The organism is Lacrimispora brassicae (assembly GCF_054772055.1).
This window is the reverse complement of sequence record NZ_BRYH01000048.1, coordinates 250,230-271,520: the sequence shown is the minus strand read 5'-3', so window position 1 is coordinate 271,520 and position 21,291 is coordinate 250,230. Positions and strand designations below refer to the sequence as shown.

Here is a 21,291-nt window from a genome sequence, read left to right as displayed (position 1 = left end):
TATTCACATGGCTATTGGACCTGTCAACAATCTAAATCCTCATAAGCAGATCAGTTATATTTTGTCAGTTTCCTTTGAAGATGAGGAAAAGGGTATTAAGCACAGTTCTTATAAAAATAAAAGCCATTGGACAATTCCGGTTGGCTGGTTTTGCATTACCATAGGAAATTCTCAAAGGGTCAAAAAGCTTCGCTGCAGTTAAATTTCTTTTTTGAATACGTCATCTACAAACCTGTCCTTGGCAATTTGAAATGCTCCTGAAAGATTGGGGTTTTTCTCGGATTCATAGAGCAATACCTCCAGGTTTTTATCCATTTCAGCAAACATGTATTCCTTAAGATTTGTCATTGACATATCAAAAATAAAAGGGCAATGTTCAAATAATTCACCGGAAACCAAAATAACATCAGGATTAAACATGCAGGAAAGATTAATAATAGCTATGGATATATAAGTACTGATTTCCTTTACTAATTCCACAGCCCATGTCGTATTTTTCTCATAATGTTTCATAATATCATCAAGTGAGCAGATATCACGATCATATGTCTTTCCTTTTGTAATGATTGCATTTTCTGCAAGAAAGGTTTGAAGACAGCCTTTTCTTCCACAGTCACATGGAATGCCGTTAGGTTGAATGATAATGTGCCCCAACTCACCGGCTGTATTTTGCGCCCCTTCCAGAATCTTTCCGTGGATGGCATATGCACTTCCCACCCCGGTTCCCACATCTAAAAAAGCAACATTCTTTCTATCGTATTTATCGCTGTAAGATAAAACTCCGCGTAAGATAGATTTGACGTTATTATCAATACAAATATCCATACCAAACCGTTCAGAAAGCATCCCGCATAATGGCACATTGCTCCAGTTAAACTGCGGAACAAAGAGGATGTTATGTTTGTGCTTGTCTACAAAGCCGATGACGCTTACCCCCATGGAAACCACTTTTTTTGCCTCTATTCCGGTTTTACGAATCAGTTCCTGATACATGGAGTACAGTCGGTCACAAACCGTTTCAGGAGAAATTCGGTTGGCTAATTTTTCCCGTAAACTGGCAATGATTTCCCCGCTTAAGTCTGTAATAGCCAGATCAATCTTGTTGGAATCTATATTTGCACATACAAAGAAATAATTGTTTTTTGTGATGCACAAAATCGTGGAGCTGCGTCCGATACTATTCATTTGTACGTGAGATTCATAGATGAAACCAAGAGTGGTAAGGTCGGAAACGATCCTTGTAATACTGGTGGAACTCATATGAACGCCTTTGGCTATTTCGGCTCTGGAAATAGACTTTTTTGATTCGATTAAATTATATACGACCTTTAGATTGTTTAATTTCAAGTCTTTTTGATCTTGGGTTTTCATAGATAGCTCCTCACTTTGTACTTAAATATACCAATAAAGCTATTATATAATATTTTTTTAATATGTAAATAGCCAGAAAGAAAAATAAAACAACTTAAATATTATAATTAAATAATAAAAAATACAGTTGACAATGGAATAATTATATGAAATAATTATATTAACGCCAGTGGTGTTAATAAATAAAATACAAAAAAGGAGGATAAAATGTCAAATTATTGTGAGAAAGAGATATCCACATATATTTGCAAAAGGACTAAAGATCCCATTGTAATTGATGGTAACCTGGAGAAAGATGTGTGGAAAAGGGCTGAGAAATCTGCCAGATTTATAGATGTAATTGATGGAGCACCGGCGTTGTATGATTCAAGAGCAGCACTTTTGTGGGATAACGAAAATTTATATGCAGGCTTCTGGTGTGAAGAGCCCTTTGTTAAGGCAACGCTTACTAAAAGGGATTCTCTTATTTTTAATGAAAATGATATTGAAATCTTTATTGACGGTGGGGATACATATTATGAATTTGAATTGAATGCACTGAATACGGTTTATGAAGTTTTTTATGTATGGCAAGATGCGTATCTGAGCAAAGATGTGTACCAGAATGATCCTAAATTCAGCTTATTAAAGAAAGAGGCCTTTACATTTGGAGGAAATCATGACAGAAATGCAAGTACATTCTGGACAGGTACCAATGACCGGAAAGTACGATATGCATTTATGGATTGGGATTTTGAAGGTCTGCAGACAGCAGTGCAGATTAACCGGGAGAATGGCTCTGAAGAGGGAGTGAGTAAATCGTGGTTTGCAGAGATTGCTTTTCCCTGGAAGGGCATGAAGGATCTGGCAAATGGAAGAAGTCTGCCGCCCCGGGAACAGGACATCTGGCGGATGTTTATGGGAAGATATGAAACTCTTAGATTAAATGGAAAGGAACAAAGTGTGGGCTGGGCAATGGATCAGGTTGGTACAGATGATAACCATGCTCCGGAACGGTTCACCAAAATTGTATTCAGTGAAGAATATGTGAATTAAAGGAGGGTGTTCGATGAAAAAAATGATGACATGTTTAACGGCAATAATATTGGTGCTTGTTACGTTTACCGGATGTGGAGGAAGTGCTGGAAGTAAGCAGCCTGTATCGGCACAGGATACAAAAGGAGTTTCCGAAGCTGGGACGGAGAGTGGGATTTCGTCCGGCAAGGTACAGACGGTGACATTTTTGGATACCAATCCATTCCCTGAGAGAACTGCTTTTCTGGAGCAAGCAATTGTGGATTTTCAGGCAGCACATCCCGATATCAAAATTGAGATGAGTTCAGTACCCTGGGATGAAGCTTATAAGAAGCTGGTGACAATGGGGTCTTCCAATACATTACCGGATGTTGTCACAGGTGATGTGGGAGTTATGCTGACACTGGCCAGGGCGGGTTGGATTGCAGATGTCAGTGATATCTTTAACCAGCTTCCCCAATCTGATTTTTCATCAGCAATTTTGGCGGCAAAGGATGCATATACATTCCAGGACAAGGTATATGCCATACCGGACGGGTACCTTTGCCAGGGTATCTTTGTACGTACCGACTGGCTGAAGGACTTGGGGTATAATGGGGATGAGCTGCAGAACTGGACTTGGGATCAGTACTATGACATGATTCAAAAGACAACCGATAAATCCAAACAGCGCTATGGAATTGCATTCAGAGGCGGCAATAACGGAAATCTTCGCCTGTATGAATATATGCTTTCTAACCTGGAGGTGTCTGGTGCTTTTCCTGAAGGAACGAGCCGGTCCATATTTGAGGATCCACGGGCGCTGGACTTGTTTGTACAGTTCTTCCAGCCCTATATGGAAGGTTATGCTCCTACCGATTCAATTAACTGGGGCTTTAAGGAAATGGTAGAAGGATTTATAAACGGACAGTGCGCAACCTTAAATCAGACTCCGGAGGTAGCTATAACCTGTGAAGGCAGTATGGAAAAAGGGACCTGGGAGATTTTAAGGCAGCCGGTAAAGGAAGGTGCCGCTAAAAACTATATGACCTTTGGATATACTTCTGCGTATATGATGGCAGAGAAATCAGAAGCAAAGAAAGGCGCGGCGGAATTTATAGCATACTTAAGTTCGCCACAGGCAAACACCGCGTATTGTAAGGCAATCGGAGTTTTGCCCATCTATGCCTCCGGATTGCAGGATGAGTTTTTCCAATCTGCTAATATGAAGGCGTTTTCGGATCAGTTGCTGGATCCTAAAGTTTCTTATGGGGCGCAGCCTACGGAACTTACTCAGTGGGGATACTTTTTGTCTGAGTATTCTAAGCTGGAAACACAAAAATATATGTCCGGTAAACAAAGTGCGGAAGAAACCCTGTCTCACCTGGCTGGCTGGATGAAAGAAAATTACGAAAAAGACGTGAAATAAATCAGGCTTTGTATTGGGGTGCCGGAGGGTGTCACAGGAGATCAGACAAACGGCTTTTGGGATATTCCTCTGGCTTTAATAGAGAAGGGAAATGTAATTTTATGAAAAAGAGCAAAACTGACTGGATGCCATATCTGCTTTTGTCCCCGGCAATTATTATTATTGTGGTGTTGATGGGATATCCCTTTGCAGACAGTATACGTATTTCTTTGTTGAATTACAATTTACTGACCCCGGGGGATATTTATTTCAATGATTTTCAAAACTATTTGAAGTTGTTTCAGGATAAAGAGCTTTCAATGGTCATTTGGAATTCGGTGAAATGGGTTTTCTGTGTTGTTTCTTTGCAATTTGTACTTGGTTTTACCATTGCTATGATTTTGAATACCAAATTCTTTGGAAAAGGTATTTATCAGGCAGTAACATTTTTGCCCTGGGCAGTTTCGGGATTTTTAATTGGTTTGATTTTTAAGTTTATTTTTAATCAGGATGGGGGAATCCTGAATACTGTTTTGATCAGATTACATCTGATTGCAGAACCTATATCATGGCTGGGAACGGAAAAGTATTCTATGGTGGGACCCATTGCTGCCATGGTATGGTATGGGATTCCTTTTTTTGGCATTATGATACTGGCGGCTCTGCAATCCATTTCTACAGATATACTGGAAGCATCCAGTATTGACGGCGCAAATGGAGTACAACAATTTTTCATGATTATTATTCCGCTGGTGAAACCCACTATTGTAATGACCCTTTTACTGCGTGTGATCTGGGTATTTAATTCACCGGATGTGATTTATGTCATGACAAATGGCGGCCCTGCCAATACATCCAATATTTTGCCGCTGTATGTGTTTAACCAGGCATTTTATACGCTGGATTTTGGATACGGAGCAGCAGTGGGAATTCTTATGATGTTTATACTGGCGGCTTATGCGGTAATCTACCTGCGTATTACCAAGTATGAAAGCACAGGTGAGAATGAATGAATAATCAGTTAAAGAAAAACATGGTGAACGTTTTTAAATATGTATTATTGCTGGTGTTTCTGGTTTCTACGCTGTTTCCGTTTTACTGGCTGTTTATCACATCTCTTAAAACAAAAATGGAGATACATCAGCTTGTTCCGACCTTTTTTCCCAAATTGCCTACGCTGCAGAATTATATCAATATGATCAAGGTGACTCATTTTGATGTTTACATAAAAAACAGCCTGATCGTTACCATGACAAGTTCCGTATTGGTACTTGTCATATCTCTTATGGGCGGTTATGCCTTAGCCAGATATAAATTTAAAGGCAAAGGGTTTGTTTTTATATTTCTGATCTGCTCGCAGATGATACCCATGATAACAGCTATTATTCCCATGTTTATCATGTATTCAAAGATCGGCATTATCAACAAGCCGATTGCACTGATACTAAGCTATACCGTGAGCAATGTGCCCTTTTGTCTGATTACGGCCTCAACCTTTTACAGCGAAATCCCTGTTACTTTGGAAGAAGCGGCAATGATAGACGGCTGCAGCAGATTTGAAGCGGTTAGGCGGATTATTTTGCCGACCATGCTGCCTGGAGTGGTTGCGGTATTTGTGTTTGGTTTTACCGGGGCGTGGAATGAACTGTTTTATGCGGTTATGATGATCTCCTCAGAAAGCAGAAGGACAATTCCCTCTGGTCTTATGAATTTTGTTCAAAAATATGATATTGACTGGGGTCAGATGTCGGCAGCAGGTATGGTAACCCTGATACCGGTTATGATCATGTTTTTTACCGTTCAAAAATATATTGTTTCCGGACTTACTTCCGGTGCAGTAAAGGAATAGGGAGGTGTTTATCATGAATGTTTATGAGCCGCTGGTAACCTTGAAACGGGGAGATATTACAGAATGTGTGTTTTATGGACATATTTCAGCAGTAGGGAAAGAAACGCTTTTTTCAGTAGGTGATTGGGAACATGGGGCATTTTACCGTTCCGCATCAAAGCCCATACAGGCCATGCCTGTGGTGTACTTAGGACTGAAGGATAAATATGGGATCACGGATGAAGAACTTGCGCTTATGTGCGGTTCTCAAAGGTGTGAGATGTACCATATACCATTTATTGAATCGCTGATGGAAAAAGCGCAGGTAAGAAACCAGGATCTGATTATGCTGCCTGCCTTTCCTTTGCATCAGGAAACACGGGATGAGATGATCCGTATGGGTATGGAGAAGAAAAAGATATACCATAACTGTATCGGAAAGCATATTGCCTGTATTTTAATCCAAAGGGAATTAGGGGGAGATGAAAAAAACTATTATAAACCGGACAGTGCGGCTCAAAGACATATCTTATCCCTTATAGCGGATATGGCGGGAACATATGAAGAAAAAGTAAAAGTGGGAGTCGATGGCTGTGGAGTTCCTGTTTTTGGAGTGAAAGGAAAGGAAATTGCCAGGTCATTTTTGAAACTGGCAGCCGATGATATGATCCTGAATCCGGAAATAAGGGGGGCAGCCAGGACTTGCTGCCAGGCCATTCATAAGGCGCCCAGACTTTTTTCGGCTAAAGGTCATTTTGACACGGTTATTCATGAGGATAAGAATATTATCTGTAAGGGAGGCGCTCTGGGAGTGCAGTGCTTTGCATTAAGGGATGAAAGGCTGGGCTTTTTTATCAAGTTAAGCGATGGTTCTTATGATGTTCTTCCGCTGCTGGTTCTTCATCTGCTGGAAGAGATTTCTTATAAGAATAAAGAAACCATTAAGCTTCTAAAAGAGAGATATCCTTTTGCTGTGAAAAATGACTGCGGTACAGTGGTGGCAGATTATAATATAACATTAAAATTGAAAGATTATGAGGTGAGATAAGTTGAATACGGTAAAGTTGGTCCCATGCGATGAGTTCTTTTTGCGGGAAGAACCAATTGGGAAAAAGATAACGCTTAACAGGGAAGATTATTTGAAGCGGATTCAGCGGCTGATAGGCAAGATGTGGGAAAATAGTCTGGACTATATTGTTATCTATGGTGACCGGGAACATTTTATGAATATAGAATATGTTTCGGGATATGACCCCCGATTTGAAGAAGCCCTTTATATTATTGACCGGGGCGGGAATGTTAATTTACTTACGGGGCCGGAAGGGGAAGGGTATGCCCGTAAGATTGAATATCCTGTCCGTGTCACTTTATATCCCAATTTTGGACTTCAGGGGCAGCCCCGGGATCAGATGAAAGAACTGCCGGAGATATTTGCTGCCGTTGGGATTACGGCGGCAAGCAGGGTAGGTGTGGTTGGTTATAAATATTTAACTGATAAGCAAGGAGCGGTATTAAGAGACCGGTTTGATATTCCAGGCTATATATTGGAGGATTTGAAAAGTATGGCTTGCGATGTTCAAAATTATACCGATTTGTTTACTGGCTTACCGGATGGGCTTCGAATGTCGGTAATGTCGGCAAAAGAAATTGCTGTCATCGACTACATGAATGCAAATGTGAGCAATGTTTTTTTAAGGCTTTTCAAAGGTATGAAGACAGGGATTACAGAACTGGAGTTGAGCGGTGTTCAGGCATATATGCATCCGGCTAATGTCCATCCAATGATCTGCTTTGGTGAAAAAAGTTCTGAAATAGGATTAAAGAGTCCGGAAGATATTGAGTTGAATATAGGAGATATTGCATCTATTTGTTACTCCCAAAGATACAGTTTGACATGCCGGTCAGGAATTGCTGCTCATGATAAATCTGATTGCAATAATGGGCTGGATCAGGAATTTGAGAAATTTTATGCAGAATACTACAGGGCAGTTGCAGCATGGTATGGTGCAGTGAGAATCGGGGCGGAAACTGGTCATATCTATGACGTGGTACATAAGATTGTGGGAGAGGAGTATTACGGGCTGCTTTTAAATCCCGGGCATAATATTTCTTCTGACGAATGGTCCAATTCTTCTTTTGCCAAAGGATCAACCGTCAAACTGCATAACGGAAGCCATCTGCAATGTGATATCATTGCATGTGGAACTAATCCGGTTAAAAAGGCAATTTGTGAAGACGGGATTATTCTGGCGGATGAAAAATTGAGAGAGGATTTGCAGAAAGAGTATCCGGAGATATATGTCAAAATTCAGAAGCGCCGGCAGATGATGAGAGAGATTTTGGGAATTAACGTCAGTGAAGATGTGCTTCCCATGTCAAATTTATGTGGCGTTTATTGGCCGTTTATGCTTGATAAGAGCAGAATTTTTGCAGTATCATAAGTAATTACCAACGAAAGAAAACGGATAAAAGACGGTTGAAAGGTCAGTAAAAATGCAGCCCCCAATTGATTATAAACTAATTGATTGTGGGGCGCTTTTCATGGGCACATTGAATTTGGAAAAATCTTTTTAGAAGCCAGATAACTTAATTCTTTCTGATACTTTTATGGGAAAATATAGAATTGTAAAAGGAACTTTCACGTTAAAGAATACTTGATATCCATGATTGACGATATGTTGCTTAAATGCTATTATTTGATGTAAAAACAAGTTTTGATTGAAAATTGATAATTATGACTATTTTAATAAATAAAATACAACAAATGTGTTTGTAAAACTACCATTGGATGTTGAGGATATGCATTTTATTGCAGTTGGTAAATTATGTAGGGAGTGAATTTGATAGATGGGCTGCATTGTGAGTGACACATGTTATTAAGTATAGTGTCTTTACAGCATTATTTATGGCATTACATAAAAATTGTACGCCCCTAAGGGGAGGAAGGGAGAATCATATGAAAGAACATGTTATAAAATTAGAAAGGATACAGGAGCCGGATAAAGATTGCTCTGGTATTCCGGTATGTTTAAGTGACGAGACGATCCAGGAAAGAAAAAGTAAGATATTGAATCGGATGAATGAGCAGGGAATTGAGCAATTGGTCATATATGGTGATGTGGAGCATAGTGGTAATTTTGAGTATCTGATTGGATATTTTACCCGTTTTGAAGAGGCGCTGCTGGTGATTAATGCAACTGGCGATATGACGCTGATTCTTGGAAATGAAAACTTGAATAAAGCATCAAAAGCAAGAGTTGATGTTAATGCGGTTCATGTCTCATTGTTTTCGCTGCCAAATCAGCCTGACAGAGAAGATAAAAATTTGAAAGAACTGCTGATGGAAGCGGGGATCAGAGAAAATACACGAATTGGTTTGGTGGGCTGGAAGTTGTTTACCAGTAAACTGGAAAATAACAAAAAAATATACGACATTCCTTCCTATATTGTTGATACCATCCGTAATATTGTTGGAAATGAAGAATTGTTATCAAATGAAACCGCTTTGTTTATTGGAGAAGGAGGCGCCAGAATCACCAATAATGCCAATGAAATTGCACATTATGAATATGGCGCAGCATTGGCTTCTGACTGTATGCTGGATGCTATGAATAAACTGAAAGCGGGAGTTACAGAAATGGAACTGGGAGATGTAATGGTTCGGGCGGGACAGCATACCAGTATTGTTACGATTGCTGCCAGTGGTCCCAGATTTACAAAAGCTAATATGTTCCCCATAAATAATACGGTTAAGATTGGAGATCCGATTTCGTTAACAGTCGGATATCGGGGTGGAGCTTCCAGCCGCGCCGGCTATGCTGTTTATTCCGCAGAAGAACTTCCGGAAGGCGCCAAAGATTATGTTGAGAGAGTTGCGGCACCATATTTTGCGGCATATACATGTTGGCTTGAGGACATTAGAATTGGTATGAATGGAAAAGAACTGTTTAATAAGATTGAAGCTGTTTTACCTCGGGCTGAATATCATTGGTATCTGTGCCCGGGACATTTAACCGCAGAGGAAGAGTGGTTGTCTTCCCCCATATATGAGGAGTCGGAAGAAAAACTGCAAAGTGGGATGATTTTTCAGATTGATATTATTCCCTCTGTTCCGGGTTACGCGGGAGTCAGTGCAGAGAGTACGGTTATTCTGGCCGATGATAAGTTAAAAGCGGAGATTGAAGCTCTGTATCCGGAAGTTTGGAACAGAATGTTAAAACGCAAGGCGTATATCACAGATGTTCTGGGGATTGCGCTATCTGAAGATGTACTTCCGATGTGTAGTACAGTTGCGTATTTAAGACCGTATTTGTTGAATAAAGAATGTGCTTTTGTATGTTTAAATAGAAAAGCATATACAAATATTTAAATAGTACAAGTCAAAATGAGAAAGTCCTATATAGAAATCTATGATGCAATAGAGATATCGTAACAAAGAAGGCTCTTGAATGGATCTGTTTATCAAATTCTTTTAGGCGTATCTCATATGATTCCTGGAAATACTTAAAAATTCCAGCAACATCGCAGATTATGGGACCACAATAATGAATTATATGCAAGATGGTGGTCCCGCAGAGTTAGTAATAAATGCTACCGGAATACATGCCAGTAAGGTTGATTCCGCAGACAATAGCATCAGTAGCAAGCAGGTCATTGCTTTTTAAATGATCAGTTACAGAACTACGGTAACTTTTGTGCCGATGTTAATTTTGCTTTCTAAAAAAATCTGCCCACCGTGCCGTTCTATAATGGTCTGTATGATGGACATCCCCAGGCCGTTGCCGGGAATCTGTTGCAGGCGGGAATGCTCAGCGCGAAAGAACGGCTCGAATGCCCGTGCAGCATCTTCTTCTGTCATTCCGATTCCTGTGTCACATATTAATACAGAGATTTTTCCGTCAAGAGAATTTTGAAGTTTCGCTTCCACCGTGCCGCCGTCCTTGTTATACTTGACGGCATTTTCAAAAAGGTTGTAAAAAGCGGATCTCAACAGCATACGGCTGCCTGTAACCAGACAGTCATTTTGTGGTAGGATACAACAGAGATTTTTACTGTGAATAGTCTCCTTAAGTTCTTCCGCTATCCCGCAAAACAAAGTGCGCAGAGAAATTTCGTCCTCCAATTCTGTTTGTCCCTGGGAGGATAATAAAAGCAAATCGCTGACAATACAAATCAGCCGGTCAACATTTTGTTCCATAACCAGAATGGTGTCCTTATAGTCGTCAGCGCTTGGTAAATCGTCCAGCCGTAACACCTGTAAAGAAGTCTTCATTATGGTAAGCGGTGTTTTTAACTCATGGGCGGCGCTGGCGGAAAAGCGTTTTTGCTGCTCAAAAGAGTTCTTAAGCCTGTCAAGCATACCGTTAAATGAAACGGTGATGCTGCCCACCTCATCTTTAACAATATTTTCTTCAATGGGCTTGCTTAAATTATGCTCGTTGATGTCGTGTATGTTTTCACTTAGTACTGTAAGAGGCCTCAACGCCCGCCCCATAATCCAGTAGGTAACGCCGAGACCAAAGATAATAATTGCAATTAGCACAGTGATGCTTTGAAGGGAAAAACCTCTTTGTGCGGCCGTGATTTTTGTTTGAATCGAGAGGTTATTTAAAGTATCCATATTCATATCCTGGTTACTTTCTATCGGATCGCTGTCCAGAATTACTTTGTTCATTTTCTCATAAGTACCTTCCTGTAACTGGGGGGTGACAAAGTAATAGTTTGCGCTCAGAATTGAGACGATCGTCAGCACCGTTGTAAGCAGTACAAGAAGAAGTCCTACCAAAAGAGTAATCCTAAGCCTGAGAGAAATTTTATGCATCTTGGTTCTCCTCTCTTATAACATAACCCTGCCCACGGATATTTTTTATAAAGTCTCCGCCGCCGGCTGACAGTTTCTTTTTCAGCGTGTGCATGTGATATTTAAAGGAGTTGGAAAACAAATCAACCTCGCTGTCCCATACATGCTCAATGATTTCTTCGGTACTGATAACTTTTCCTATATGAAACATCAGGTACTCCAAAATGGAATACTCTTTGTTGGTAAGATTTATGGGCAAACTGTCTACGGAAACAGTCTTGCCAAGCATGTTCAGTTCAAGACCTCCGCAAATTAAGAGACTTTCCTTATAAGTAAAAGACCAGCGCAAAAGATTTCGTACTCTGGCGGTAAGTTCTTCAAAATCAAAAGGTTTTGCTAAATAATCATTTGCACCGCAGTCCAGCCCCAGTACCTTATCCTCAATCTCGCTTCTCGCTGATAAAATCAATACCTTCAACTCAGCGTCTGTTTTGCGAAGGGTCTTCAAGACTGTAATGCCATCCACTTTTGGCATATTGAGGTCGAGTATAAGAAGATCATATTTATTTATTTCAAGATACTCCAACGCCTCCTCCCCATCATAGGTTTGGTCTACCGCGTAACCCATTTTTTTAAGTCCTTTGGCAATTGCTGAGGACAATGATTTTTCATCTTCTGCCAATAATATTTTCATAACTTCTCACCTTCTTTAATGCCTCAAAACCGCACAATATTTGTGCGGCTTTGAGATAATTTTACCATTTGTTCGGTTATTCTTCAACAACCACTTTTTTCAAAAGTTCAGCACCGTCCGGTATAGATGGCATTTCATCCTCATCGTAGACTTTCAGATTTGCGTCAGCGGATACGGTTTCGTCTGCGACATCTTTATTCAGCATGACGGCACCTGCGGGAATATCCGGCATTTCACCTTCTGCATAGGTTTGAATATCGGCAAAGATACTGCCTACTGTGCCCCTGAGTTCGGGGCTGGCTGCGTATGCGCTCACTCCTGTGGCTGCGATTAAAGCTATTGCAAAAGCTGGAATCATAGTTTTCTTTAATTTCATTTTTAAAAACCTCCATTAATTTTTTATTTTGTATCGCGACTACACCATGAGTATACATAAATGAAGGTTAGATGAAAGTTAGGTTTTAAAATACTTTTTTTTAACGCTAATATTCTCCATAAATATCTTTGTTTCCTCTAACTGATTTCAAAAGAAGCCACGGCAAACCGCAATTTGTTTTTGAAGATGATAAAAGAGATTTAAGCACGATATTAAAATTAGGATATCTAGAAAAACAATATGTGTTTAAGGCCGATACAGTAAATGCCAAATAATTAATCACATAATGGAATGGCGGAACAGTTCTAAAAGATAAAATGGTGGTTAACGTCTATGATTCTGTTGTTGATGGCTGGGCGAATGCTATTTTTAAGAAGAGGAGGTAAATTTGATTTCCCTCATTTATTTATGGAATCTATTTTTATCCTCTTACTAATGATGTACCAATCCATAATACTGATCGGGATAATAAGTTCCTTTGATTCTTTAATAAAAGATCCTATAAAAGAGGCAAACTGGTTGAAAATTAACAGACGTGTACAACCGGACATATTCTAGAATATAAAGGATATAAATGCCTTTATAATGTTTCGATATATAGAAATCATTTATGTAGGGGAGGTCCATATGAATAGTCATTTTGATTCTAATGATAATAATAATTCTAGTTGTCGTCGTTGTTGCTGTTGTGGCTCCACAGGGCCAACGGGACCTAGAGGTTGTCAAGGACCGAGAGGTTGCCCGGGAGCGACAGGGCCAACGGGGCCTAGAGGCTGTCCAGGCCCAACCGGAGCAACAGGCCCGACGGGCCCAATCGGAGCAACGGGACCGACGGGTCCAATCGGAGTAACCGGTCCAATTGGAGCAACCGGCCCAACGGGTCCAATCGGAGTGACAGGAGCAACCGGCCCAATCGGAGCGACAGGAGCAACGGGCCCAACAGGTCCAATCGGAGCGACAGGAGCAACGGGCCCAATTGGAGCAACCGGTCCAACAGGTCCAATTGGAGCAACGGGACCGACGGGTCCAACTGGAGCGACCGGCCCAACGGGTCCAATCGGATCAACAGGCCCAACCGGCCCAATCGGAGCGACAGGTCCAATGGGCCCAATCGGAGCAACGGGCCCAACGGGTCCAATTGGAGCGACAGGAGCAACGGGCCCAACGGGTCCAATCGGAGCAACTGGAGCAACGGGCCCAACGGGTCCAATTGGAGCGACAGGAGCAACGGGCCCAACGGGTCCAATCGGAGCGACAGGAGCAACGGGCCCAATCGGAGCAACCGGTCCAACCGGTCCAACAGGTCCAATCGGAGCGACCGGAGCAACGGGCCCAACGGGTCCAATCGGAGCGACCGGGGCAACGGGTCCAATTGGAGCGACCGGGGCAACGGGCCCGACAGGTCCCATCGGTCTGACAGGAGACACTGGACCAACCGGCGATACTGGACCGACTGGCCCCATTGGACTTACCGGAGATACTGGAGCAACCGGCCCAACCGGCCCCATTGGCCCAACCGGAGATACTGGCCCCACCGGCCCCATTGGACTTACCGGAGATACCGGCCCAACCGGCCCCATCGGACTTACCGGAGATACCGGCCCCGCCGGCCCCACCGGAGATACCGGCCCTATCGGACTTACCGGTCCCACCGGCCCCATCGGACTTACCGGGGATACCGGCCCAACCGGCCCCATCGGACTTACCGGAGATACCGGTCCAACCGGCCCCATTGGACTTACCGGAGATACCGGCCCAACTGGCCCTATTGGACTTACCGGAGATACCGGCCCCACCGGCCCCATTGGACTTACCGGGGATACCGGCCCCACCGGCCCCATCGGACTTACCGGGGATACAGGCCCCACCGGCCCTATTGGACTTACCGGAGATACCGGCCCCACCGGCCCTATTGGACTTACCGGAGATACCGGCCCCACCGGCCCCATCGGACTTACCGGGGATACCGGTCCAACCGGCCCTATTGGACTTACCGGAGATACCGGTCCAACCGGCCCCATTGGACTTACCGGGGATACCGGCCCCACCGGCCCCATCGGACTTACCGGAGATACCGGCCCAACCGGCCCTATTGGACTTACCGGAGATACCGGTCCTATTGGACTTACCGGAGATACCGGCCCAACCGGCCCTATTGGACTTACCGGAGATACCGGCCCAACCGGCCCCATCGGACTTACCGGCCCCACCGGCCCCATCGGACTTACCGGGGATACCGGTCCCACCGGCCCCATTGGACTTACCGGAGATACAGGCCCAACCGGCCCAACCGGGGATACCGGTCCAACCGGCCCAATCGGTCCAACAGGAGACACCGGCCCGACAGGTCCAACAGGTTCAATTATAAATCCTGTTATTGGATTTGCACAAAATAATACTGGTGATGGCATAACCATTAATTTAGTGACACCTACACTTGTTCCATTGCCGGATGAACAAACATTATCTCCAGAAATTACAGCTAATGGTGCAAATACCATATTTACGGTTAATGAGGCTGGATTATATCGAATTGCGTATTATGTCAATATCGTTACACCAGCCAGTTTTGCCAGCCAGATTTTAATTAACGGTGCGGTATACAGCCCGTCTGTTGTTGATATCGGTGGCGATATTAATAGTACTTCAACAGAAGTTTTTGCTACTTTGGCTGCAGGTGATACTGTTTCACTAGCTCTTCTTGGTGAGCCAGCCACTCTAGACTTGAGTGCAGGATCTGGCGCTGTTTTAGTTATACAGCAAATTGGCCTGACATAGAAAACTGTAAATGTAAGATAAAACTACAAAGGGCATTGCTTCGGCTATGCCCTTTACATAATTATGATATAGATAAAAAATCTCTCCTTTTTCCCATAGGAAAAATCCTGTTCAATGGAATAGGTCAGTATTTGTCCTTTGTTCATCACATAATAGGGCTGGTGTTTATCTTTTATCGTAACCGTCAAATAAACCGATGTATAGAAAAACTGCCGGCCTTCTGATATTCTTAGAGGTTAGTGGTTACTGACGGCATTTCTGTATTACGGGATCCCATGGCAGATAGTCTTCCAGGAACTCTGGGTACTGTAGAAATGCTGTCCCAGGGATATCGCCCAAAATATAGATAATTCTGTTCCAGAAGTTTTTTCTTGAGAAGTCCGACAACTGGTGACAGCCAGTCCCGATAGCAGGCAAGTATCCAGTTGGACATGGTTGCCAAAGGGTTTCGCTAATCTTAGTCAAATTTTTTTATGTAATAGGAAAACAGGCTGAATCTTCGTGAGATTCAGCCTGCGCAACAAATTGGAATTTGATAGATTCACATCCTCGGGATATGGCGAATAAAAAACGAAGTTTATATACAAACATGTTCCGCTTTTGTTGCACTTAAATGTCTATAGCCAATTACATGTTATATGGATAATGGAAGTCAATACAAAAATCTTTAAGGCTTCTATTAATGGTATAATGCGCTGTGAAAAATTCTTATTAATCTTGAGGCATGTGTTTATTTATAAGCATACTTTCTTCGTTACTTTAATAAATTCTTAACTATTTCTAAAAACAAATCACCATTTATAAGCCTGGTTAAGTCAATAGAAATTTTCTCTTTCCCATTGTTTGTAATTGTTATTACTTTACCTACTTCAAAATCTTTTGGCTTTTTACCAATGAAGCCTCCAAGATTATATGTTTGAAGTACAATTTCATCACCTTTTTCAAAACAAACCATATTATCTATCGTAATACTATCTTTTGTTAAAACAATTTTTTGAGTATCCACATCTAAATAATGCTTTGCTTTTTCAGTACGGTTATTATTAACAAGAGGTTTTTCTGATAAGGATAGTATCGTTCTATCAAAATTGTCTCGCTTGTTTAGCATAGAAATACCTTTTGGGTATTCTAAATAATCAAATTCAATAGGATTGCCTTTTTCTAAATCATTTAAGGCATTGTTTATATTTGCCTCTACGTATTTATCAATCATAGCTTCGATTAAATCGAGTCCTCTATATTTTTTTGACCCTTCATACAAAACAGGTCTAATAACTTTCCAGTAATCATCTTTTGATTCTCTGTAACAAAAAACATCTAATAGCCCATAAGGAACCATCGCTTTTTGAGCTAATGTTCTGCAACGGTACACTTCTTTAATATCTTCAAAGTTAATACTTGTTTCAACTTCATTTTTATATTTTGAAATAATCTTGTCATGATGCAATTCAAAAGAACGTTTCATAACTTTTATGTACATAAAGAATAAAATAAACAAGGCAAATGCGATTAATCCAAGAGCAGGCAAAAGCATTAATATTTCAAGATTGGCACCGCCTGCATCAAATTTAAGTCCTCCGTTTGAACCGTCAAAACCACCAGATGTGACTTTTATGTAAAGCCATAGGAGTAGAAAACCACCACAAGCAATCCCGGCACTACAGAAAAACAGAAATCCATTTCCTCTTTTTATAGAATCTTTAAAAACTCTAACATTACTATTCATTATTAACAACTACCTTTCTTGACTTTTAGTTTATTGTTTTTCAATGTCATTTGACTCTTTGGTACATAAATCAAAAAGAGTTCTACAGTCAATTATCATATAGGAAACAAAACCTAGTGGGGGTGGAGTATATAAGAGGCTGTGTGAAAACGCTGTGCAAGCCTCCCCCAAATTGACACAATAAGAACATACAACAGAACGGAGGAAAAGTCAATAACACGGCATAAAGAAGGAATTAACAAATCAGTCTCGAACCACTATGCTTTGATGCATTTATTGATGAAGAAAATACAGTTCGAGCCATAGATGCAATCGTCAATCGCTTCAATGTCGTCGGGCTTTGCTTACAGCGAAACCAAAGATACAGGGCGAAAACCATATTCACCATCCGACCTATTGAAACTTTATTTATACGGTTATTTTAATGGAATAGGCCAGTATTTGTCCTTTGTCCATCACATAATAGGGCTGATGTTTTTCTTTCATCAGTATAAATTAGCTGAATCAGGCTTGATAAAAGGCTAATTGATAATACCTGACTTTATACAGCAAATTCATGATGTACCCGCCGACGATAATTGTCACATTACCGGCGGCAATTACGGAGAAAAGTGGCTCAGTGAATTATGGCAGGAGAATCAGGAATTATTTGGCAATGAACAGGGGCATTGGGGAAAACAGAGTGCTGGTATATTCTGGACTGTGAGGCCGGTGCTTTGATTGTTACTTTCCATGAGATAGAGGGTAAAAAAGAGCTGAAGAAGCATCTTATTTATTTTTGAAACGTTTAAATTAATATAAACACAAAAAATATGTGCATAATTATATATTTTCATCTAAAATAAAACATATAGTTATAAGTTATATATAAAATAATGATTATAATTTTAAAAAAAATATAAATATTGACATTTATACAAAGGATATGTTACTATATCATCGTAAATCTAAACGTTTAGAATGAAAGGGGTGTTTGTTATGAAGTTTACAAAAGTGTTATCACTGACTATGATTTTTTTCTCTTTTGCTGCTTTCTTAAGTGGGTGCGGTAATAAAACCGCCGATTCCCAGGGAGAAGCTGCAGACTCTCAAAAACAAAGTGCCACCATTAAAGTTTGGGCAATGGGGGAAGAGGCAAAAAAAGTTGCGGACGTAGCAAAGCCGTTTGAGGAAAAAACCGGGTATAAAGTTGAGGTGCAGGCGATTCCCTGGGATGGTGCACATGATAAACTGCTGACAGCAGTTGCGTCCAAATCAGGACCTGATGTCATTCAGCTTGGTACATCATGGATGGCAGAATTTGTTGATGCAGGAGCAATCCTGGATGTGACAGATTCTCTTAAAGATTATGATAATCTTAAGTCAGAAAATTTTTTCAGCGGATCTTTTGAAACAACACAATTTGCGGGAAAAACTTACGGAATTCCATGGTATGTTGATACAAGGGTTTTATTTTATAGAACAGATATCCTTGAATCAATCGGATACCCTGAAGCTCCTAAAACATGGGAGGAGCTAAAGGATGTTTCTGCTAAGCTCCGTGCAAGAGGCAGTGACAAATATGGTATGTCTTTTGATCCGAAAGAACAATCAACGGTTTTTATGTTAGCAAATCAGGCAGGTGCTAAATTTTATGGTACAGAACCGGATTTAAATTTTGACAGTAAGGAATTTATAGAGACAGTTACATATATGGATTCATTTTTTAAAGATGGAGAAGTTCCGGTTGACCTTGCAATCGTAGATCCTATTTCACTGATGATTGATGATGGAATTGCACCGCTGATGATCAGCGGGCCGTGGACAATTAACTTAATAAACGAAAACGCTCCTCAGATTTCAGGCAAATGGGCTACCGCTGAATTGCCTAAAGGGCCAGTGAATAATGATTCTATTCTTGGCGGATCCAATTTAACAATTTTTCAATATTCTAAAAATATTGATGCCAGTCTGGAATTTATTGATTATATGTCAAGCGCTGAAACACAGGCTGACTGGTTTGAATTAACAAGTGTGCTGCCGGCAAATACAAAGGCGTGGGACATGAGTGAAAAGTTATCTGAAGATCCTAATTTTATGGTGTTCGGCGAACAATTGAAAAAAGCAAAATCATTGCCTTTAATTCCTCAGTTTGAAGAAATAGCCCAGACCTGGCTGATCAATTTTGAAACTATTTACAGAGGAAATGCAGATATTGAAGAAGCAGTTAATGAATTTAACGAAAAGGTTCAGGAAATTTTAAATTAGGGCTTGTCTGAAAAAGGGTTATTCCGTATTTCCTTTCCACTTTGCAATACAATATCCTGCAAAGTGGAAGGAATATGGGGCGGAATCATTTTCCAAACTACCCCAATATCTGCTGATATGGGTTTTTAGCTAAGGAGCAGAGATAAAATAGTTATTTGAGGGAGACTCAATATGAATAAAAAAAACAGGTTGATACCTTATTTATTCGTTGCACCCGCTGTTTTACTTGTTTTTATATTTTATATTTTTCCGATTGTAATTGCATTGATCATTAGTTTTACTAATATGGATTTAAAGGGGCTTGCTGATTTTTCAAAAATTAAATTCATAGGAAGTTCTAATTATTACCGGTTGTTTAAAGATGATATCTTTGTAAAATCCATAATGAATACGATGTTTTTTGTATTTTTTGGTGTTCCTGTGGTTGTCATCTATTCGTTGTTTCTTGCACTTTTGGTTAATTTCAGAGAGTCAAAATTTTTTACTGCAATGAGGTCTGTTTTCTATATGCCATCGGTAACGAACATAGTCGCCGTTTCAGTAGTTTTTTTATATATGTATAACCCGGTCTTCGGACTTTTGAATTTTCTTTTGGGAAAGGTTGGAATCTCCCCTGTTTATTGGCTTACAGGAGGGCCCATAATCAGTAAGATATCATTAATCATAATGGCAGTCTGGAGAGCATCAGGGTTAAACATGATTATCTTTCTGGCAGCCCTTAAAGGCGTACCAAAAGAATATTATGAAGCGGCCAAAATAGACGGAGCAGGACCCCCCCAGCAATTACTTAAAATAACACTGCCTCAGATCTTCTATGCCGTTATGTTTGTCAGCATAACAACTGTAATAGGGTGGATACAATTTTTTGATGAACCATTTATTATGACAGACGGTAATCCTCTTAATGGAACATTATCAATTGCATTGTTTATTTATAAAAATGGATTCAAATTTAACAAATTTGGTTATTCGGCTACAGCTTCCCTTGTTTTATTAGCGGGTATCATGCTGGTGACTATGATACAATTTCAGATTAGTAAAAAATTTGATAAAATGGGAGTGTAAATGGATGAAAGTGAAACGAGTGAAACTATCACTTATCTTAATGGTTGTTTTCATTATTATCATCGGCTTTATTACTCTGATCCCATTACTTTGGATGATCGTGACAAGTTTTAAAACGGAATCAGAGGCCAGTGCACTGATTCCCACACTGCTGCCAACCAGTACTACGTTAGATAATTACATAGACTTGTTTAAACAGTTGAGATTTGAGAAATATATAATAAGCAGTGTTATTGTTGTATTGCTTTCATTCATGGGAATACTGGTAAATTCCTTTGCCGGGTTTGCTTTTGAGAAATATGAGTTCAAAGGGAAAGAGATTTTGTTTTATATTGTTTTAACAACCATGATGATTCCTGCCCAGGTGACAATGATACCTGTATATCTGATGCTTAATCGAGTGGGATTAACAAACAATTATTTGGGAATTGTACTCCCGGGGCTGGCTAACGGATATTTGATTTTTATGTACCGGTCTTTTATGAGCACAGTGCCCAATGAAATTATGGAGGCAGCAAGGATTGACGGAACTTCTGAACTCCAGGTTTTTTATAAAATTGCATTGCCAGTCATAAAGCCGGCATTGTCAATTCAGATAGTTTTAACATTTATCAGCGGTTGGAACAGTTTTCTTTGGCCGTTGATTTTATCTAATGACGAAAGGTATTATACACTTTCTGTGGCACTTAATATTATGAAGAATCATTATATCGGTTACTTTGGACTGCAAATGGCCGGAGCAGCAATCATGTTATTACCTGTCATTATTGTATTTGCTTTTTTCCAGAAAAATATAATAGACGGCAGTGTTACATCGGGCATAAAGTGATTTTAATTTGCCGGATATAAGGAGGGTGGTCAATCATAGTTACAATAAAAGATGTTGCGAAAAAAGCGAATGTTTCTGTTGCTACGGTTTCATATGTTATCAATAACAATCCGAAAGTAAAAGAGGAAACAAGGGATAAAATTTTAGAGGTTATTAAAGAACTGGACTATAAGCCG

At 40.5% G+C, this 21,291-nt stretch carries 16 protein-coding genes and 1 pseudogene; 12 read left to right on the top strand and 5 right to left on the bottom strand.

Annotation, left to right across the window (positions count from 1 at the left end):
- Nucleotides 1-198: 198 nt before the first annotated feature.
- Nucleotides 199-1,371 (bottom strand): ROK family protein, encoded by a 1,173-nt coding sequence (locus ACYVD3_RS22215; protein WP_460644683.1) that lies wholly within the window; start codon nt 1,369-1,371, stop codon nt 199-201.
- Between the two features lie 207 nt (nt 1,372-1,578).
- Between ACYVD3_RS22215 and ACYVD3_RS22210 the strand changes: the two genes are divergently transcribed.
- The 7 genes from ACYVD3_RS22210 to ACYVD3_RS22180 all read left to right on the top strand — a co-directional run bounded on the left by ACYVD3_RS22210 (nt 1,579) and on the right by ACYVD3_RS22180 (nt 9,969).
- Nucleotides 1,579-2,406 (top strand): carbohydrate-binding family 9-like protein, encoded by an 828-nt coding sequence (locus tag ACYVD3_RS22210; protein ID WP_460644682.1) that lies wholly within the window; start codon nt 1,579-1,581, stop codon nt 2,404-2,406.
- 13 nt (nt 2,407-2,419) lie between these two features.
- Nucleotides 2,420-3,793 carry an ABC transporter substrate-binding protein gene (locus ACYVD3_RS22205; protein ID WP_460644681.1) on the top strand — a complete coding sequence of 458 codons (1,374 nt, stop codon included), beginning with the start codon at nt 2,420-2,422 and terminating at the stop codon, nt 3,791-3,793.
- A 101-nt stretch (nt 3,794-3,894) separates the two neighbouring features.
- Nucleotides 3,895-4,785, top strand: a complete 891-nt coding sequence (locus ACYVD3_RS22200; protein ID WP_460644680.1) for a carbohydrate ABC transporter permease — start codon at nt 3,895-3,897, stop codon at nt 4,783-4,785.
- Nucleotides 4,782-5,621, top strand: a complete 840-nt coding sequence (locus ACYVD3_RS22195) for a carbohydrate ABC transporter permease (RefSeq protein ID WP_460644679.1) — start codon at nt 4,782-4,784, stop codon at nt 5,619-5,621. The genes ACYVD3_RS22200 and ACYVD3_RS22195 overlap by 4 nt, the downstream gene beginning before the upstream one ends.
- Nucleotides 5,622-5,634: 13 nt before the next feature.
- Complete coding sequence (locus ACYVD3_RS22190; protein ID WP_460644678.1) at nt 5,635-6,648, top strand: asparaginase; 1,014 nt, start codon at nt 5,635-5,637, stop codon at nt 6,646-6,648.
- A 1-nt stretch (nt 6,649) separates the two neighbouring features.
- Entirely contained in the window at nt 6,650-8,041 is a 1,392-nt protein-coding gene (locus tag ACYVD3_RS22185; protein WP_460644677.1) for an aminopeptidase P family N-terminal domain-containing protein, read from the top strand.
- A 515-nt stretch (nt 8,042-8,556) separates the two neighbouring features.
- Nucleotides 8,557-9,969 (top strand): M24 family metallopeptidase, encoded by a 1,413-nt coding sequence (locus ACYVD3_RS22180; protein WP_460644676.1) that lies wholly within the window; start codon nt 8,557-8,559, stop codon nt 9,967-9,969.
- Nucleotides 9,970-10,272: 303 nt separating this feature from the next.
- On the opposite strand, the gene ACYVD3_RS22175 is transcribed toward ACYVD3_RS22180, so the two are convergent.
- From ACYVD3_RS22175 to ACYVD3_RS22165, 3 genes are all read right to left on the bottom strand, one after another.
- Nucleotides 10,273-11,421 carry a sensor histidine kinase gene (locus ACYVD3_RS22175; RefSeq protein ID WP_460644675.1) on the bottom strand — a complete coding sequence of 383 codons (1,149 nt, stop codon included), beginning with the start codon at nt 11,419-11,421 and terminating at the stop codon, nt 10,273-10,275.
- Nucleotides 11,414-12,094: a response regulator transcription factor gene (locus ACYVD3_RS22170; protein WP_460644674.1), complete on the bottom strand. Its 681-nt coding sequence runs from the start codon at nt 12,092-12,094 to the stop codon at nt 11,414-11,416. Before ACYVD3_RS22170 ends, ACYVD3_RS22175 begins: the two co-directional genes overlap by 8 nt.
- 76 nt (nt 12,095-12,170) lie before the next feature.
- Nucleotides 12,171-12,470 (bottom strand): hypothetical protein, encoded by a 300-nt coding sequence (locus ACYVD3_RS22165; RefSeq protein ID WP_460644673.1) that lies wholly within the window; start codon nt 12,468-12,470, stop codon nt 12,171-12,173.
- Nucleotides 12,471-13,571: 1,101 nt separating this feature from the next.
- Here ACYVD3_RS22165 and ACYVD3_RS22160 point away from each other — a divergent pair.
- Nucleotides 13,572-15,248: a BclA C-terminal domain-containing protein gene (locus ACYVD3_RS22160; protein WP_460644672.1), complete on the top strand. Its 1,677-nt coding sequence runs from the start codon at nt 13,572-13,574 to the stop codon at nt 15,246-15,248.
- Between the two features lie 754 nt (nt 15,249-16,002).
- Here ACYVD3_RS22160 and ACYVD3_RS22155 read toward each other — a convergent pair.
- The gene (locus ACYVD3_RS22155) at nt 16,003-16,974 is read right to left on the bottom strand and encodes a hypothetical protein (protein ID WP_460644671.1); all 972 of its coding nucleotides are present in this window, start codon (nt 16,972-16,974) and stop codon (nt 16,003-16,005) included.
- Between the two features lie 978 nt (nt 16,975-17,952).
- Between ACYVD3_RS22155 and ACYVD3_RS22150 the strand changes: the two genes are divergently transcribed.
- From ACYVD3_RS22150 to ACYVD3_RS22135, 4 genes and pseudogenes are all read left to right on the top strand, one after another.
- Entirely contained in the window at nt 17,953-19,221 is a 1,269-nt protein-coding gene (locus tag ACYVD3_RS22150) for a sugar ABC transporter substrate-binding protein (RefSeq protein WP_460644670.1), read from the top strand.
- Nucleotides 19,222-19,392: 171 nt separating this feature from the next.
- A complete protein-coding gene (locus ACYVD3_RS22145; RefSeq protein WP_460644669.1) occupies nt 19,393-20,286 on the top strand; it encodes a carbohydrate ABC transporter permease in 894 nt (297 codons plus the stop codon).
- A gap of 4 nt (nt 20,287-20,290) precedes the next feature.
- Nucleotides 20,291-21,115 (top strand): carbohydrate ABC transporter permease, encoded by an 825-nt coding sequence (locus ACYVD3_RS22140; protein WP_460644668.1) that lies wholly within the window; start codon nt 20,291-20,293, stop codon nt 21,113-21,115.
- Nucleotides 21,116-21,147: 32 nt separating this feature from the next.
- Nucleotides 21,148-21,282: pseudogene (locus ACYVD3_RS22135) on the top strand (LacI family DNA-binding transcriptional regulator); the annotation flags it as partial.
- Between the last annotated feature and the right edge of the window lie 9 nt (nt 21,283-21,291).

What these genes read in the sequence shown, in the direction of transcription:
- ACYVD3_RS22160 (WP_460644672.1), top strand. Translation starts at nt 13,572, where the DNA reads ATGGGCCCAATCGGAGCAACGGGCCCAACGGGTCCAATTGGAGCGACA.
- ACYVD3_RS22150 (WP_460644670.1), top strand. Translation starts at nt 17,953, where the DNA reads ATGAAGTTTACAAAAGTGTTATCACTGACTATGATTTTTTTCTCTTTT.
- ACYVD3_RS22175 (WP_460644675.1), bottom strand. Translation starts at nt 11,421, where the DNA reads ATGCATAAAATTTCTCTCAGGCTTAGGATTACTCTTTTGGTAGGACTT.
- ACYVD3_RS22170 (WP_460644674.1), bottom strand. Translation starts at nt 12,094, where the DNA reads ATGAAAATATTATTGGCAGAAGATGAAAAATCATTGTCCTCAGCAATT.
- ACYVD3_RS22190 (WP_460644678.1), top strand. Translation starts at nt 5,635, where the DNA reads ATGAATGTTTATGAGCCGCTGGTAACCTTGAAACGGGGAGATATTACA.
- ACYVD3_RS22215 (WP_460644683.1), bottom strand. Translation starts at nt 1,371, where the DNA reads ATGAAAACCCAAGATCAAAAAGACTTGAAATTAAACAATCTAAAGGTC.
- ACYVD3_RS22200 (WP_460644680.1), top strand. Translation starts at nt 3,895, where the DNA reads ATGAAAAAGAGCAAAACTGACTGGATGCCATATCTGCTTTTGTCCCCG.
- ACYVD3_RS22210 (WP_460644682.1), top strand. Translation starts at nt 1,579, where the DNA reads ATGTCAAATTATTGTGAGAAAGAGATATCCACATATATTTGCAAAAGG.
- ACYVD3_RS22155 (WP_460644671.1), bottom strand. Translation starts at nt 16,974, where the DNA reads ATGAATAGTAATGTTAGAGTTTTTAAAGATTCTATAAAAAGAGGAAAT.
- ACYVD3_RS22195 (WP_460644679.1), top strand. Translation starts at nt 4,782, where the DNA reads ATGAATAATCAGTTAAAGAAAAACATGGTGAACGTTTTTAAATATGTA.
- ACYVD3_RS22205 (WP_460644681.1), top strand. Translation starts at nt 2,420, where the DNA reads ATGAAAAAAATGATGACATGTTTAACGGCAATAATATTGGTGCTTGTT.
- ACYVD3_RS22140 (WP_460644668.1), top strand. Translation starts at nt 20,291, where the DNA reads ATGAAAGTGAAACGAGTGAAACTATCACTTATCTTAATGGTTGTTTTC.
- ACYVD3_RS22180 (WP_460644676.1), top strand. Translation starts at nt 8,557, where the DNA reads ATGAAAGAACATGTTATAAAATTAGAAAGGATACAGGAGCCGGATAAA.
- ACYVD3_RS22165 (WP_460644673.1), bottom strand. Translation starts at nt 12,470, where the DNA reads ATGAAATTAAAGAAAACTATGATTCCAGCTTTTGCAATAGCTTTAATC.
- ACYVD3_RS22145 (WP_460644669.1), top strand. Translation starts at nt 19,393, where the DNA reads ATGAATAAAAAAAACAGGTTGATACCTTATTTATTCGTTGCACCCGCT.